This window comes from Actinomadura sp. 6N118, assembly GCF_044326415.1.
Lineage (GTDB): Bacteria > Actinomycetota > Actinomycetes > Streptosporangiales > Streptosporangiaceae > Spirillospora.
The window spans coordinates 191,313-205,457 of the sequence record NZ_JBIRAZ010000017.1; the positions used below are offsets into that span (position 1 = coordinate 191,313).

At 68.5% G+C, this 14,145-nt stretch carries 17 protein-coding genes and 1 pseudogene; 7 read left to right on the plus strand and 11 right to left on the minus strand.

What is annotated here, in order from left to right; translation table 11 throughout:
* Positions 1–60: 60 nt before the first annotated feature.
* From ACH34W_RS37135 to ACH34W_RS37150, 4 genes are all read right to left on the minus strand, one after another.
* A complete protein-coding gene (locus ACH34W_RS37135; RefSeq protein WP_395965851.1) occupies positions 61–1,824 on the minus strand; it encodes a serine/threonine-protein kinase in 1,764 nt (587 codons plus the stop codon).
* A gap of 12 nt (positions 1,825–1,836) precedes the next feature.
* Positions 1,837–2,523 carry a hypothetical protein gene (locus ACH34W_RS37140; RefSeq protein ID WP_395965852.1) on the minus strand — a complete coding sequence of 229 codons (687 nt, stop codon included), beginning with the start codon at positions 2,521–2,523 and terminating at the stop codon, positions 1,837–1,839.
* Between the two features lie 62 nt (positions 2,524–2,585).
* Complete coding sequence (locus ACH34W_RS37145) at positions 2,586–2,921, minus strand: hypothetical protein (RefSeq protein ID WP_395965853.1); 336 nt, start codon at positions 2,919–2,921, stop codon at positions 2,586–2,588.
* 452 nt (positions 2,922–3,373) lie between these two features.
* Positions 3,374–3,970, minus strand: a complete 597-nt coding sequence (locus ACH34W_RS37150) for a hypothetical protein (protein WP_395965854.1) — start codon at positions 3,968–3,970, stop codon at positions 3,374–3,376.
* Positions 3,971–4,149: 179 nt separating this feature from the next.
* On the opposite strand from ACH34W_RS37150, the gene ACH34W_RS37155 reads away from it, so the two are divergent.
* Positions 4,150–4,560, plus strand: coding sequence for an SgcJ/EcaC family oxidoreductase (locus tag ACH34W_RS37155; protein ID WP_395965855.1), 411 nt, complete (start codon positions 4,150–4,152; stop codon positions 4,558–4,560).
* Here the strand turns inward: ACH34W_RS37155 and ACH34W_RS37160 are convergent.
* From ACH34W_RS37160 to ACH34W_RS37175, 4 genes and pseudogenes are all read right to left on the minus strand, one after another.
* Positions 4,540–5,142: a LysE/ArgO family amino acid transporter gene (locus ACH34W_RS37160; RefSeq protein WP_395965856.1), complete on the minus strand. Its 603-nt coding sequence runs from the start codon at positions 5,140–5,142 to the stop codon at positions 4,540–4,542. The genes ACH34W_RS37155 and ACH34W_RS37160 overlap by 21 nt on opposite strands.
* A 160-nt stretch (positions 5,143–5,302) precedes the next feature.
* Positions 5,303–5,602, minus strand: coding sequence for a hypothetical protein (locus tag ACH34W_RS37165; protein ID WP_395965857.1), 300 nt, complete (start codon positions 5,600–5,602; stop codon positions 5,303–5,305).
* A gap of 138 nt (positions 5,603–5,740) precedes the next feature.
* Positions 5,741–5,863 (minus strand): hypothetical protein, encoded by a 123-nt coding sequence (locus tag ACH34W_RS37170; protein WP_395965858.1) that lies wholly within the window; start codon positions 5,861–5,863, stop codon positions 5,741–5,743.
* Positions 5,864–5,877: 14 nt separating this feature from the next.
* Positions 5,878–6,021: pseudogene (locus ACH34W_RS37175) on the minus strand (ATP-binding cassette domain-containing protein); the annotation flags it as partial.
* A gap of 180 nt (positions 6,022–6,201) precedes the next feature.
* Here ACH34W_RS37175 and ACH34W_RS37180 point away from each other — a divergent pair.
* The 6 genes from ACH34W_RS37180 (at position 6,202) to ACH34W_RS37205 (ending at position 11,421) form a co-directional block, all read left to right on the plus strand.
* Positions 6,202–7,008 (plus strand): class I SAM-dependent methyltransferase, encoded by an 807-nt coding sequence (locus ACH34W_RS37180; protein ID WP_395965859.1) that lies wholly within the window; start codon positions 6,202–6,204, stop codon positions 7,006–7,008.
* A 64-nt stretch (positions 7,009–7,072) separates the two neighbouring features.
* The gene (locus ACH34W_RS37185) at positions 7,073–8,167 is read left to right on the plus strand and encodes an ATP-binding cassette domain-containing protein (protein WP_395965860.1); all 1,095 of its coding nucleotides are present in this window, start codon (positions 7,073–7,075) and stop codon (positions 8,165–8,167) included.
* Positions 8,164–8,943: an ABC transporter permease gene (locus ACH34W_RS37190; protein WP_395965861.1), complete on the plus strand. Its 780-nt coding sequence runs from the start codon at positions 8,164–8,166 to the stop codon at positions 8,941–8,943. The genes ACH34W_RS37185 and ACH34W_RS37190 overlap by 4 nt, the downstream gene beginning before the upstream one ends.
* 104 nt (positions 8,944–9,047) lie before the next feature.
* Entirely contained in the window at positions 9,048–9,494 is a 447-nt protein-coding gene (locus ACH34W_RS37195) for a cupin domain-containing protein (protein ID WP_395965862.1), read from the plus strand.
* An 89-nt stretch (positions 9,495–9,583) separates the two neighbouring features.
* Entirely contained in the window at positions 9,584–10,543 is a 960-nt protein-coding gene (locus ACH34W_RS37200; RefSeq protein WP_395965863.1) for a zinc-binding dehydrogenase, read from the plus strand.
* On the plus strand, positions 10,540–11,421 hold the full coding sequence (locus ACH34W_RS37205; RefSeq protein WP_395965864.1) for an LLM class flavin-dependent oxidoreductase: 882 nt from the start codon (positions 10,540–10,542) through the stop codon (positions 11,419–11,421). The genes ACH34W_RS37200 and ACH34W_RS37205 overlap by 4 nt, the downstream gene beginning before the upstream one ends.
* Before the next feature lie 73 nt (positions 11,422–11,494).
* Here the strand turns inward: ACH34W_RS37205 and ACH34W_RS37210 are convergent, their stop codons facing one another.
* From ACH34W_RS37210 to ACH34W_RS37220, 3 genes are all read right to left on the minus strand, one after another.
* Positions 11,495–12,031, minus strand: coding sequence for a GNAT family N-acetyltransferase (locus ACH34W_RS37210; RefSeq protein ID WP_395965865.1), 537 nt, complete (start codon positions 12,029–12,031; stop codon positions 11,495–11,497).
* Entirely contained in the window at positions 12,032–13,216 is a 1,185-nt protein-coding gene (locus tag ACH34W_RS37215) for an alpha/beta hydrolase family protein (protein WP_395965866.1), read from the minus strand. It lies immediately after the preceding gene.
* A gap of 148 nt (positions 13,217–13,364) precedes the next feature.
* Positions 13,365–13,934 carry a hypothetical protein gene (locus ACH34W_RS37220; RefSeq protein ID WP_395965867.1) on the minus strand — a complete coding sequence of 190 codons (570 nt, stop codon included), beginning with the start codon at positions 13,932–13,934 and terminating at the stop codon, positions 13,365–13,367.
* Between the last annotated feature and the right edge of the window lie 211 nt (positions 13,935–14,145).

The following is a 14,145-nucleotide window of genomic DNA, read 5'->3' on the forward strand; positions in this document are numbered from 1 at the left end:
TCCACCTACAGGCGACGCTCCCCCCACCCACCCAGCCCGTCAACCCCAACCCAGGAGCCGTCAGTCCCAGAAGACTCTGATCTTGGGCAGGCTCACGTCCGTTCTCGGGCCGACCGACTCGAGGGAGATCTTGGTGTTGTCCCTCTCGACCTCCATGAGGCGGGGCGGGTCTGAGGGCGATATCAAGTAATGGCCTGGAGGCAGCTCATCGGTGTCCGGCATCTTGAAGCTCCGGGTGTCGGTCCATGAGCTGATGAAGGCGCATTCTCCGGGCACGTAGGGCTGGGATTCGCCCGTGGTCTTTGACGTGGTGATAACGAACGTTCCGTTGCGGTTTGGCTGTCCTGCACTGCCGGACTTGGCGGTCCGGTAGAACCAAACCTGGCCCTGGCCCTCCTTTGCTGCGGTGGGGCTTTGACCGAGCGAGTAGTTGTAGCCGCTGTTGAGGTCTCGGCGCCTGGCTTTCTCGCCGAAGCACTGACGCGTTCCACCTGGTAGGTACTTCACGCCTTGCGGAGTTCTTGCCTGGAACCGGGTGGTGACGTGCACCTGAGTCCCGGGTTTGATCCGCCCGGGCGACACGGTGATGTCCAGCTTCATGTACGGAGATTCGGAAGCCGGCATGTTCGGCTGGCCCAACAGCACACCCGGGTTTGTGAAGGAGGCGCGGATGGAACCACGGGACTCGCCGCCTACCGTGGGGCCGGAAGGCCAGAGCACCATGGCGATGACGATCGCGCCGGTGACCGCCGTTCCGGCTCCGGCGACGCCCTTCACGCCGCCGACCTTGCTGATCACACCGCTGCCTCCAGCTGCGTGGCCGACCCCGGAGGTCGTCTGCGCAGCCGTGGTCCCTGCCACGGTGTTGGCGGCATTGGCTGCCGTGGTCCCCGTCACGGCCGCACCGGCACCGGCACCGGCTACACCGCTGCCGCCAAGCAACGTCAGAGGGAACGCCGCCGTGAACAAGGCCACAGCCGTGCCGAGGGCGTACCAGCCCCTCTGTTCCCAGTCGGAGCCATATGCGGTCGTGGCGATGACTTCAAGGCTGTGAACGAACTCGCGTGCGTTCTGGAAGCGCTGACCCGGATCCTTGGCCATCCCACGAAGGACTAGCGGACGTAGTGGTTCTGGCACAGCGTTCAGCGGAATGGTGCCGAAGGTGTGCTCGGCCTGCCACGCCTCAGTGGTGTCCGCCTGGAATGGCCGCCCGCCCACAACGCACTCGAAGAAGACGCAGGTAGCCGCATAGATGTCGGTCGCAGCGGTCGCCGGCACGCCTTGCCATTGCTCCGGTGACATGTATGCCGGGGTCCCCACGATGCTGCCCTGGCCGGCGAGAACGGCGACGCCGAAGTCGATCAGTTTGCTCTGCCCGTTGTCCTGCACCATGACGTTCGCGGGCTTGTAGTCCCTGTGGACCACGCCGACAGAGTGCGCGGCGGCCAACCCGAGCAGCGAACCCTTCAGCACCGTCAGAGCGGCCTCGGGGACGAGCGCCATGCGTTCATCGAGCAGCCTGCGAAGCGACTGCCCGTGCACCGCCTCCATGATGATCGCAGCGCCGTCCGTGGCCTCCGTGTAGCCGCGCAGGCGCGCCACATGCGGGTCGGCGAGGCGGGAGAGCATCTCCGCCTCAGCGCGGAAGGTGACGCGAGCATGAGTGTTACCCAGCAGCTCCGGGGCCAGGTACTTGATCGCAACGACTGCCCCGGACGCCACTTGCCGAGCCAGAACGACGCGTCCCTGAGCCCCCGCGCCCAACTCCTGCAGCTCGGCATAACCAGGTATCCGCCAGTTGGCCAACGGAGTGTCTGAGGTCATGAGCCGCCCCGGTCAGCCCAGTTTTTTCAGCTGCTTGTCCAGAAGCTCGGCAGCTCGCTTGCTGATCGGGTCCGATGGCTTGGACGGCGAGGTGCGCTCCCAATAGAGGGTCGTGATAACGAGGTTGCCGCGCACCGCATAGTCGTACGTGAAGTAGAAGATGTTTTCTTTGGACGCTGAGGCGGAGTACTTCTGCCGCTCGAATCCACGGAGATGGGTCCACCCCGCCAGACTGTCTTCGCTTACCCTCCACGTGTCATCGTGTGCGAACAGGGTGAAGTTCGCGTTCACCTTCTTGGGCGGGACGTGTTGTTTGGATGGGCAGGCACGCGCGGCCTTCTGAAGTGCCGCGTACGCATTGGCGGCACCTGGGGCATCCTGATAGCGAGCGATTAGCTGCGCGTACTTGACCTCGCCCTTCCCGGTGGCGGGGTTGCTGAACTGGCGGATGGTCGTCTCAGGCTGCCCAGGCAGTTTGATGCCGGAAAGCGAGCACATCGGCGCTTGCTTCTTCTGGATGGCTTCAACAGCGATACCGGTCTGCTTGATCTCCGAGCCGACCTCCCGGGACGAGAGCAGTCCTGCCTTGACCTGCTGCGTCGAGAGGTTAGGCGGAGGGGCGACCGCCGGGGCACTCTGAGTAGGGGTGGCTGAAGGGCGTGATTGTTTGTCCTCGCCACCACAACTTGCGAGAAGCATCGCCGCAGTACCGAGCAGCGCGACTGCTCGACTCGGAGTCATCCGCTGAGCTGGAGCCCCTCTCATTGGCGTGATCGGGTCTGGATCTCGCCGACCACCAGAGGTTCGGGAACGGAAGTCAACTCCAGAGGATCGAGGGTGCCGCCGCCCGCGTCGCAGTCCGCGCCGTTGCAAGTCCAAGCCACGTCCCAGGAGATGGTCGCGGAGAGTTGATAGGCACCGCCAGGTTGCCCGGCTGAGGAACGTTTGTAGGTATAGGAACAGAAATCGCTGTCCTTGCTCCCCGCCCCCAGGCACTCCAGGGCCTTTTCACCGAGGTTCCATACGACCTTGCTCGGTGTCGCGGTTATCTGGATGGTCTGAGCACCCACGGTGAGCGGTGGGGTGGATACCTGCACAAAGCCCTCAGCCCACAGCCGGGTCCGGACTTCTACATAAGTCTTGCCATCGGGCGCTGTGTGCGTCTTGGGGATGGGGAGTTGGGCAGACGTCCTGGCTTGTTGAGCCAGGTCGATCGTGTTAGGCGCTGGCGGAGGAGCACCTCCGTTGCCGCCGCCAAGGCCACCGCCTCCGAATCCTGGCAGGGTGGGAATCCCGCCGTCTCCACCTCCGCCGCCGGATCCACCGCCGCCTCCACCGCTGCCGCCTCCGCCATCCTCCTCGGCACATTTGAGGTCACGGCCCTGCCCCGTGCACGGATCGGCGCTTGCTGGAAGCGGCGCAAGGAACGAGACGGCCAAGGTGGCGGCGCCTGCGATCGCAGCCACTTGAACCGAGCCTCGGAACCCGACCGATGGTGGCATCTCGTGTCCTTCCCTGCGTGTCGCCGATCGGCGCGGCGAGCGGCCGGTCAGCATTTGTTGTCCCGCTTGGTGTCTGAGACCTTCCAGACCCCGGCGTTGTAGGTCACGGCGGTCCGGTAGAGGTACGCCGAGCCAGTGCCGCCGGCGGTGCGCTTGCCGGTCTTCGCCGAGAAGCGGTAACCGGCGAGGGTCCGCATGCAATCGACGACGTACACGTTGGCCCCGTCCTTGGAGCGCGCGTAGACGCGTGGGTTGGAGATGTTGGTGAAACGCCAGATGACGCCCTTCGCCTTAGTGCGTTCGACATCCGCGGTGACGGTCGTGAGGAGCGGGTCCATCGCGACGGTGGCGAGTTGCGCCGGGTCGTTCGTCTCGTACACCCGCTTGTAGACGCGTTGGTATTCGCGGTAGCGGTCTAGGACGAGTTTGTCGATCTGCTGGCGCGACATCGTGGGGGGCGGGACGGCTTGCGGGGTGGGGTCGGTGGCGGGGCGGGCATTGGAGGGGGCGCCGTCGGGATTGAAGTCGCCGCTGGAGGAGCCGCTGGTGCCGCAGGCGGTCAGAGTCAGGAGGGCCGCGGCGGCTCCTGTCAGCGCGCGGCGGGGCCCGGGAAGGGGGACGGAACGTACCAACCGGGCGTGCATCGCGTTACCTGATCAACCAGCCGACAACGGGGCGAGTACGGCTGGAAGCTTACAGAGGTCAATGTGGCGAGAAAAGAGATTCGTTGCGGAAAGGTTCTCACCCGCAAGGCTTCCGTCGCCTTGGGGATCTACCAGTCGAGGCTTGACCTCAAGATTGGTTGAGGTGCCAGGGTGGCGGCATGACTGAGACGCAGGCGGCCGAGATTGCCGCGATCGAGGACGTTGTCGCGCGGCTTGAGCACGCTCAGGTGAACGAGTTGCCGGATGAGTTCGTGGCGTTGTTCAGGAAAGATGCGATCTGGACGACGGGGCATGGCAAGCGTTTGACCGGGCGGGATGAGATCTCGGCGTTCACGCACAAGGTGCTCCCGGGGGCGATGAAGGGCTCGACCGCCACGTACGAGGTGGTGGACGTGGTCTTCGTACGTCCTGACGTGGCGGCCGTGAAGGTGAATGCGCGGCTCCTCACGCTTGATGGGCAACTCATCGGCAACCCCGGGACTCCCTTGTATGTGATGGCCAAGGAAGACGGGCAATGGCTGTTGGTGGCTTGCCAGAACACCGAGGTGCTAGGCCAGGACGAGGTGTAGGGCTAGGGCTGAGATGAGTGCGCTGGACGTCAGGGTGGTGATGAGCTGCCCGCGGCGGCCAGTCAGGGCTCGGCCCAGGAGGGCTCCGCCGGCGGCGAGGATCAACTGCCAGCTGGCCGAGGCGGCGAAGGCGGCGGTGACGAAGACGGTCTGTTCGAGGTAGCCGGTGGTCGTGCCGCCGCCCAGCACGAGGGCGGCGAAGTAGATCACGGTGGTGGGGTTCATCATCGTGATGCCGAGAAGGGTGAGGTACGCCCGTGAGGGGCTGACCGGGGTCTCTTCGATGTCGGCGGGCTTCTTGAGTGCTTTGGCTGCGCCTCGTACCGCCAAGGCGATGAGGACGAGGGCCGAGCACCAGCGCAGGGGCTGGGTGATCGGCTGCAGTACGGGGAGGAGCGCGGAGCCGCTCACTGCGGCGATGAGGGCGTAGAGGCCATCCGCGGTGGCGACGCCGAGGGCGGCGAAGACGCCGACCTTCAATGTCGTCCGGGCGGTGAGAGCCACCAGGTATGTCGCGACCGCTCCCACGGGCATGGCGATGCCATATCCGGCGAGGAGCCCTGCGACGAGGGCGGCGATCACGTTCGGGAGAGCGTCGGCCTCCAGGGTCCGCCGGGCTGCTGCTGGCCGCGCACCGGGAGGGTGGCGGTGGTCAGCGGCAGCAAGGGCGAGAACGTGGTCATGGCGCCAGATCCTGCGGCAGGTGGGGGAGTGGCGGCAACTGATTTATGGGTCGGTGCCGTCAGCAGGCGCCCAGGCCAGGGCCGCGTGGTCCGGGGCGTTCGGCGAGGGTGGTTTTGTCCCAGAACCGGCCTGCGACCTCATCGGCCAGCCCGCAGCCGCATTCGGCGGCGTGACGGGTGCGGCTGGCGGCTCGCCGGACCAGGGCGGAGGCCCGTACGGCCGCACACTCGCAGTGGTGCGCCACGGTGCCGCCGGTCACGGGGCTGATCGGAGGCGGGCCGGCGCCGGCGCAGTCGCACAGGGGCGACCCGCGCATCTCCAGTTCGTCGGCCAGCGCCGCCCGCTGGGCGTCGGTCACCGGAGGTGGATGTGGGTCCGCCATCATGGCGTCATCGCCGCAAGGAGCACGCTTGTATCGTGCTGCCCTTGACCGCCATTGCGCAACGGTACGGGGCCGTGAGCCGCTGATCTCCGGCCACCGCGGTGCGGTTTGTCCTCAAGCGAGAGTGATCAGGTCGGCGTAGCCGTCGTCCCAGAGGTCCTCGACGGCGTCGGGCAGGATCAGGACGCGGTCCGGCCGCAACGCCTCCACGGCGTCCTGGTCGTGGGTGACCATCACGAGCGAGCCCCGGTAGCCAGGATCTTCATCAGCGTGGTCTTGCCCGCGCCGTTGCGGCCGACCAGCCCGACGCGGTCGCCAGGGGCCACATGGGACGTGACGCCCGCCAGAAGGAGACGCGAGCCGGCGCGCACGTCGACATCACGGAAAGAAATCATGAAATGACGCTCCGGAATAGCTTATGGACACACGGGTGGCGTGGAAGCGGGTCCTGAGCTAAGAGATCCGGGGCGTGGACATGTCGCCATTTTATGGACACGGAGGTAGGGTCCACATCCGGTTTTTTCGGCTCCGGCATACAAAGGGCGGACTCGTTGTACGAGGAGCAGCAAGCCAGAGTGGCCAGGATCTATCGCGACGCCGCCGCCGACTATGACCAGGTCGGGCCGCCGTTCTATGCCGTGAACGGTGAGCGGCTCGTGGCCCGGGTAGGTGTCGCCGCGGGCGAGGAGGTCTTGGATGCGGGGTGCGGACGCGGGGCGTGTTTGTTTCCGGCCGCGAAGGCCGTCATGCCGGGCGGACGCGTCGTCGGCGTCGATCTTTCGCCCGAGATGGTGGGCCTGACGAGGGCGGACGCGGAACGGCGAGGGCTCGCTGACGTCATTGTGAACGTCGGGGATGCCCAAGCGCCCGATTTCCCCGAGGGCACGTTCGACGCCGTCTTGTCGGGCTTCGTCCTGCGTCTGCTGCCCGATCCGGCGGCGGCGCTGCGTTCGTACGCGCGGGTCCTGAGACCCGGGGGCCGCTTCGGCGCGACGATCTATGCGTCCACCTTCGGATCCGAGTGGGAGCCCGTCCGTGACCTGCTGGAGTCGTTCATGGCCCCTGCGACGACGCTTCCACCGGTCGTCGAGCTCGACCCTGCGGAACGCCTGGCGGAGTTTATGACCGAGGCCGGATTCGGGGACGTGAGGGTGGTGGACGAGCCGTTCGACATCTGGCTAGCCGATCCGGACGAGTGGTGGCGGTACATGTGGGCGAGCGGCTACCGCGGGATGCTGGACCGCATCCCCGCAGATCGTCGTGAAGAGGCTCGGCGCTTGGCGTGCGAGGCGGCCGAGGTGCTGTGCGCGGTGGACGGGAGGCTTCTGCTGCCGCAGACGGTGCGTTATGCGCTGGGTGTACGGGCGTTCAGGAGCGAGTAGTGACCTGGCCGCGTTCGGTCGTTCCCGCTGAACGCGGGCATTCCGAATGTCATGATGCTGCCCTGTGATCACTGTTGAGGGTCTCTTCAAGAACTTCGGCCCCGTGCGGGCGGTGGACGGGATGACGTTCACCGCGCAGGCGGGCTCGGTCACCGGGTTCCTCGGTCCGAACGGTGCTGGAAAGACGACCACGCTCCGTATGCTCCTCGGGCTCGTCCGGCCGACCGAAGGGAAGGCGCTCATCAACGGGCGCACGTTCGCCGAGCTTGAACACCCGGCCAAGGAGGTCGGCGCGGCGCTGGAGGCGACCGGTTTCCATCCGGGCCGCAGCGCGCGCGACCACCTGCGCGTGTCGTGCATGGCCGCCGGGCTGCCGATGGAGCGGGTCGACGCCGTTCTCGAACTCACGGGTCTCGCCGACGCCGCGGACCGCCGGGTTGGCGGCTACTCGCTCGGCATGCGCCAGCGCCTGACCCTCGCCACCGCCGTGCTCGGCGAGCCGCCCGTGCTCATCCTCGACGAGCCCGCGAACGGCCTGGACCCCGCGGGCATCCACTGGCTCCGGGCCATGCTGCGCCATCTGGCCGACATCGGCTGCACGATCCTGGTGTCGAGCCATGTCCTGTCGGAGGTGGAGCAGATCGCCGACCACGTTGTCATCGTGACGCGGGGCAAGGTCGTACGCGACGCGCCGCTGGCCGAGCTGGTCGGCGACAGGAACGAGCTCCGGGTCAGCGTTGAGCAGGCGGCGGAGGCGGCGGAGAGTGCGGATCAGGGGCATCCCCGCAGGTTGGCCGCGGCGCTGGAGAACGCGGGCGGCACGGTACGCCACGAGAACGACCGGCTGTATGTCACCGGTCTGGACGCCTCCGCCGTCGGCCGCGCTGCGCTGGAAACCCAGTCGGTCCTGACCGAACTCACCGAAGAACGCTCCGGCCTGGAGAAGATCTTCCTGGAGCTGACGATGGCCGAGTTGAGCGCGCCGCCACCGCCACCACCGCCGCCACCACCACCGCCGCCGAACGGACCGGAGGCCGCGAGCTCAGAGGCGGAGGCCGCAAGCGCGGAGGCAAAGGCCGCAAGTGCCGAGACGGGCGCTGCGGGCGCGGAGACGGGCGGTTCTGTGGTGGCGGGCGACGAGCCGGGGAGTGCACGATGATCCGGCTGGTCAGGGCGGAACTGCTGAAGATTCGATCGACCCGGATGTGGATCGGCATGCTGGTGCTCAGCGTCGGGTTCGCGCTGCTGGGGCTGGTCTTCCTGATCGCGCTGGCGGGCACCGAGTTCGACGGGGAATCGGCGATCCCGCCGGTAACCGAACCGGACACTGTGCGCGCGTTCTACGCCAACGCAAGCTCCGGCGTGCTCTTCATGATGATCCTCGGCATCATGGGGATCACCGGCGAATACCGTCACCAGACCATCACTCAGGCGTTCCTGGCGACGCCGCGCCGCGGGCGGGTGCTGGGCGCCAAGCTCGTGTCGTACTTCCTCTTCGGCCTCGTGTTCGGTCTCGCGACCGTGCTCGTCACGGTGGCGGTCGCGCTGCCCGCGCTCGCCATCAAGGGCGGCTCGACATCGCTGCTCGACCACGACGTGCCGACCATCCTCGGCGGCACGGTGCTGGCCATGGGGTTGTACGCACTCGTCGGCCTCGGCCTGGGGGCGCTGATCCGCAACCAGATCGCGGCGATCATTGTGGCCGTCGCCTGGGTGCAGCTGGTCGAGGCCATCCTGACGTTCGCGGTGCCGGACGTCGGGCAATGGCTGCCGGCCGGGGCGGTACGCGCGATCACCCACACGACGGGCGGCTTCGGTGGCCCCGGGGACCTGCCCACGCTCCCCGCCTGGGGCGGCGTGCTCGTCCTGCTGGCATACGGCTTCGCGTTCGCCGCAATCGCCACCGCCACCACCATCCGCCGCGACATCACCTGAGCCGACCGGGGGCCGACCGGGGCTGACCGGGGGGCCGACCGGGGGGCCGACCGGGGGCCGACCGGGCGGATGGGCCTGGGCCGCAGGATGGGAGACTGCGCGGTATGACCGATATCGCGCTGACCACCCCCGATGGAGCCGAACGGTTGCGGGCTCCGGCGGGGGAGTACGTCGTACGGCTCTCCGGGGAACAGACCGGCGGCTCGCTGGCCGTGGTCGAGTACACGTTCCCGCCCGGCGCGGTCGGCGCGTCCCCGCACATCCACCACGGCCACGAAGAGCACTTCCAGGTCCTGGACGGGGAGGTCACGTTCGACCTGGCGGACGGTCCCGTGGCGGTCGGCGCGGGTGGGGCGGTCTCGGTGCCGAAGGGAGCACCGCACGGTTTCCGGAACGCTTCCGACGATTGGGCCCGCTGCCTCTTCCTGCTCACTCCGTCGGGCTACGAGAACTACTTCCGCGAGATCCACCGGGCGCTGGAGCGAGGCGAGGAGCTTGACGCCGAACGCCTGGCGGCCCTGCGCGCCGCGTACGACACGATCACCCTCTGAGGGCCCGGCGGGATCGCCGCTTGACCTCAAGATGAGTTGAGGTTGCAACCTTGATCGCGTAAGCGCGACGCGGATTGAGGAGCGGTGAGATGCGGGCTGTGTGGTTGAAGGAGTTCGGCGGACCCGAGGTGCTGGTCGCGGGCGAGGCACCCGACCCGGTGCCGGGCCCGGGGCAGGTCTTGGTGAACGTGGCGTACGCCAACATCACCTTCGTCGAGACGCAGTTCCGCAGGGGGTTGCCGGGGCCGTTCAAGGCACAGCCGCCGATGATCCCGGGCAACGGTGTCGGCGGCGTGGTCGCCGAAGTCGGCGAGGGCGTGGACGCGGCGCTGGCCGGCAAGCGTGTGATCAGCAGCCTGCGGGGCGAGGGCGGTTACGCCGAGAAGGCCGTCGTGGACGCCGCGTCGCTCCTCGAAGTGCCCGACGGGCTCGCTTTGGACGACGCGGTCGCGCTGCTCGCCGACGGCCGGACGGCCATGATGATGCTCACGGCGGTCACCCCGAAGTCCGGGGAGCGAATCCTGATCGAGGCGGCCGCGGGCGGCGTAGGGACGCTGCTCGTTCAGCTGGCCAAGGCGGCCGGGCTGACGGTCGTCGCGGTGGCGGGCGGCGAACGGAAGACGGCGCTGGCCGCCGAGCTCGGTGCCGACATCGTGGTCGACTACACCGCCCCCGCCTGGACTGAGCAGGTAAAGCAGGCCACCGGTGGCGTTGACATCGTCATGGACGCGGTGGGCGGCGACATCGGGCGCGCCGCGTTCGAGCTGCTCGGCGAGGGCGGGCGGATCATCAACTTCGGCTTGGCCAGCGGCGAATGGGCCGGGATCGACCCCGAGACGGCGGCCGAACGCGGCGTGACGATCATCCAGCCCACGTTCACCCCAGAACTGCTGCGCGGCTATGCCGAGAAGGCCCTCGCCGAGGGCGCGGCGGGGCGGCTCCGGCCCGTGATCGGCCAGCGCTTCCCACTCGACCGCGCCGCCGACGCGCACACGGCCATCGAGACGCGCGCCACCGTCGGCAAGACCCTGCTCGAGGTGGACTCGTGATCCACGTCGGGGCCAACCTGCCCTCCTTCGGTGTGGACGAGACGGCCGGTGTCGCCGAGCACGCCCGGCTCGCCGAGGCGGCCGGGCTCGAATCGGTCTGGGTCGGCGACCATCTGCGTCCCGTGAAGCCGTTCCTCGACAGCACGCTCGTCCTCGCGACCGCGGCCGCCGTGACCGATCGCGTCAAGGTCGGCTTCGGCGTCATGGTGCTGGCGCTGCGCCCGGTGGCATGGGCCGCCAAGCAGGTGGCGAGCCTGCAGCACCTGTCCGGCGACCGGGTCCTGCTCGGCGTCGGAACAGGCGGCGAGCCGCACGGCGACGTGGCCTGGCGTGCGGTCGGCGTCCCGTTCGCCGAACGTGGCCGGCGTACGGACGCGGCGCTCGAACTGCTGCCCGGCCTGGTCGAAGGCAAGCCGGCCGTGATCGACGGTGTGGAGATCGCGCTCACGCCGGGGGCCGCCATGCCGCCCGTGCTGATCGCCGGCAGCGGTCCGGCGATGCTGAGACGCGTCGCCCGCCACGGCGACGGGTGCTACCCCGCGTTCTCCACGCCCGGTCAGATCGCCGAGCTGTCCGGGCGGCTGGCCGAGCTCGCCGCCGAGCACGGCCGTCCGGTGCCCCGCATCACCGTCTCCGTCAGCATCGGCCTGGGCGACGTGACGGAGGCGGAGATCGACGCGCAGGTACGCGGTCTCACCGGCTATGGCCTGACCGAGGCGGACGCCCGCGCGAGCCTCATCACCGGCACCCCCGCCCAGGCCGCCGAACACTTCGCCGAGCTCGCCGCCGCCGGCGCACATCGCATCACCGGCATGCCGTTCCCAAAGGACCGCCTCCGCCAGACCGAACTCCTCGGCGAGGCAGCCCGCCTCACCTGACGGCCCCGCCATCCTTGCCCCTCTTCCTGCCGACCTCATGAACGAGCAGTACCAACCCGCCCCAGGCGGTAGATCATTCCCCGGTGGACGGGCTGGACAGGGTATAGACCTGGACGAGGTCGCCGTAGAGGCTGTGGGCGTCGTGCGGGTGGCGGGTCATGGCCAGCTTGCCGATGATGCGCTGCGAGGCGGCGTTGTCGGGGGTGCAGCGGGCCACGATGAGTTCGGCCTGGACCCGGTGGAACGCGTCGCTGACACAGGCCTCAGCGGCCTCGGTGGCGACGCCGCGGCCCCACGCGTGCGGTTCGGTCCACCAGCCGATCTCCACGGCGGGGATGCCGATGCCCGGGATCGGGTCGCGGAGCCAACTGAGGGCGGCGAGGCCGAGGAACGTACGGTCGGCGCGGTCGAGGATGGCGCGCCAGCCGAAGCCGTGCTGCGACCAGTGTTCGAGCGCGGCGGCGTGACGCTGGGCGGCGTACGCGGGACTCCACACGCCCTGGCCGATGTGGCGCATGACCTTCTCGTCGGACGACATCCGGACGAGGTCGGCGGCGTAGCGTTCCCGCCAGGGATCCAGCAGCAGCCGAGGGGTGGTGAGCGGCTCCATCTATTGGACTTTATCGAGGAAGCCCGTGAGTGCCCGTTCGTATGCCAAAGGGTCGACATTCCACGCGTCGGTGTGATCGCCGGGGGTGGCGATGTGGGTGACCATTCCGGGCGGCGCGGTCTTGGCGAACGTGATGGAGGGGCCGTTGTCGATCGTCGTGTCGCCGTTCGTGGTGAAGAGGAGCGTCGGGGTCTTGAGCTGCCGTGCGTACCGGCGCTGGTCGAAGTCGTCGAGGTCGATGCCGATGCGCTGCTGGAGGATCAGCTTGGCGGCGTCGGTCACGAAGCCGGGCAGATCGCGTTCGGCCCCCTGCTTGTCGAGCGTGGCGCTCCAGTCCATGACCGGCGAGTCCAGGGCGACACCGCGGATGAACGCGGGGTCTGCGGTCTTGCGGAGCGTCGTCATGACCATGGCGCCGCCCATCGACCAGCCGTACAGGACGACGCCGGTCGCGCCGCGTGAGCGTGCGTAGGCGATGGCGGAGGCGACCTCGTTCCACTCGGTGCCGCCCAGATGGTTCTGGCGATCGGGCGAGGCGGGCGCGCCGACATCGTTGCGGTACGCGATGGAGAGCATGGGGAGGCCGAGGCGGTGGACGGCCGGGATGGCCCGCATGGTCTCCAGCTTGTCCGCGTTACGCCCGTGGACGCCGATCACCCAGGTGGAGTTGTAGGCCTTGCCGGGGACCAGCCACGCGGGCATGGGGCCGAGCTTCGACGGATAGGTGACCTTCTGGAAGTCCAGGCCGAGTGCGGTCTGGGGGTCGCCGGTGTAGATCCAGTGATCCAGGTAGACCTTGGTGCCCTTGGTGAGGGTGCCTTGGGAGACCGCGGTGACCTTCCGTACGACCCTTTCGGCGGTGTTGCTGATCACCGGCCCGAGCATCGCGCGGCCGCCCTCCCAGGCGAGCGCCCACGTTCCGGAGAGCGCCGTCGCCTCGTCCTTGGGGAGGGTGACCGAACCCGGCGCCGTGTCCAGGATGGTCAGCGGATACTCCTCCTCGTGGCTCACCTCGATCGCCACACCGGAGAAGTACCAGCCGATGCCCGCGGTCGTCGCGCCGAGGACGAGAACGAGCGCCACGACGGCGGAGATGATCAGCCTGCCTCGGCGACGGCGTCGCTTGGTCGGCTGGGGGGACTCGGCGGCGGGCGCCGAAGCGGGGGCGGTGGCATCACTGGACACGACGCATCACGTTATTGGAGGCCACCCACTCCTAGGTACCAAGTAGCGGGAACCGGCGGCCGCCGTATCGGGCGGTTAGCGGCGACCGCCGGAATCTAGGTGGCTCAGAGGCCTCTTTGCCGTGTGGGCCGAGACCCTTGCCGCGTGGTCAGAGGCTCTTGCCGCCGACGCGGTAATCACCCGTCGTGGTCTGGAAGAACGGCGCGGTGCTCATACACTGCGGCACGCTCTCGAACCCGGCGACCGCCCAGCTCCAGCCGATCCGGTCGCGGCGGCCCTCGTCGCTGATGGTGAAGCCGACTCGCTTGCCGATGACGTTGACGTCGGGCATGGCGGGGATGCCGCCGTCCTTGATCACGCCGGTGAGGACGGCCGTCTTGCCGCCGACCACGAGGCAGTCGATCTCTCCCCGGAAGTCGGCGAACGGCCCGCCGGTTGCGGTCTTGTGAGTCACGCGGAACCGGCCCTTGACCTTGAGCGGGTTGCCGTCCGGCGGCGTGCGGGCATTGACCGAGAACCGCACCGGGTGGTCCTTGTATCCCTCCCACGCGAGCTTGCCGCCCGCCGAGCCAACGATGAACGAGCCTGGTTTCTGGGGCTTCGCGACCGGTGCGTCGTCGGCCGCGGTGCCGGCGGCTGCCGCGCTGGCGGTCAGCGTGCCCATGGTGAGCGCCGCAGCGAGTCCGGCCACGGTGGCGGTACGTGCGAGACGAGTCATGTCAGGCCTTCCCTGTGGTAGCAGTCCGAGTTGGGAGTGGTCCGAGGCACCGCCCCGACGGCGTTCCGAGGCGCGCCACCCGGATGGCGTTCCGAGGTGCGCCACCCGAACGGCGTTCCCGAGGCGGGCCGCCCGGACGTCTTCACGGTCTCGCGGCGACCACCGGCCAGGACTCCCACCGCGGGGTGATCATGTTCCCCCGCGAGAGTGA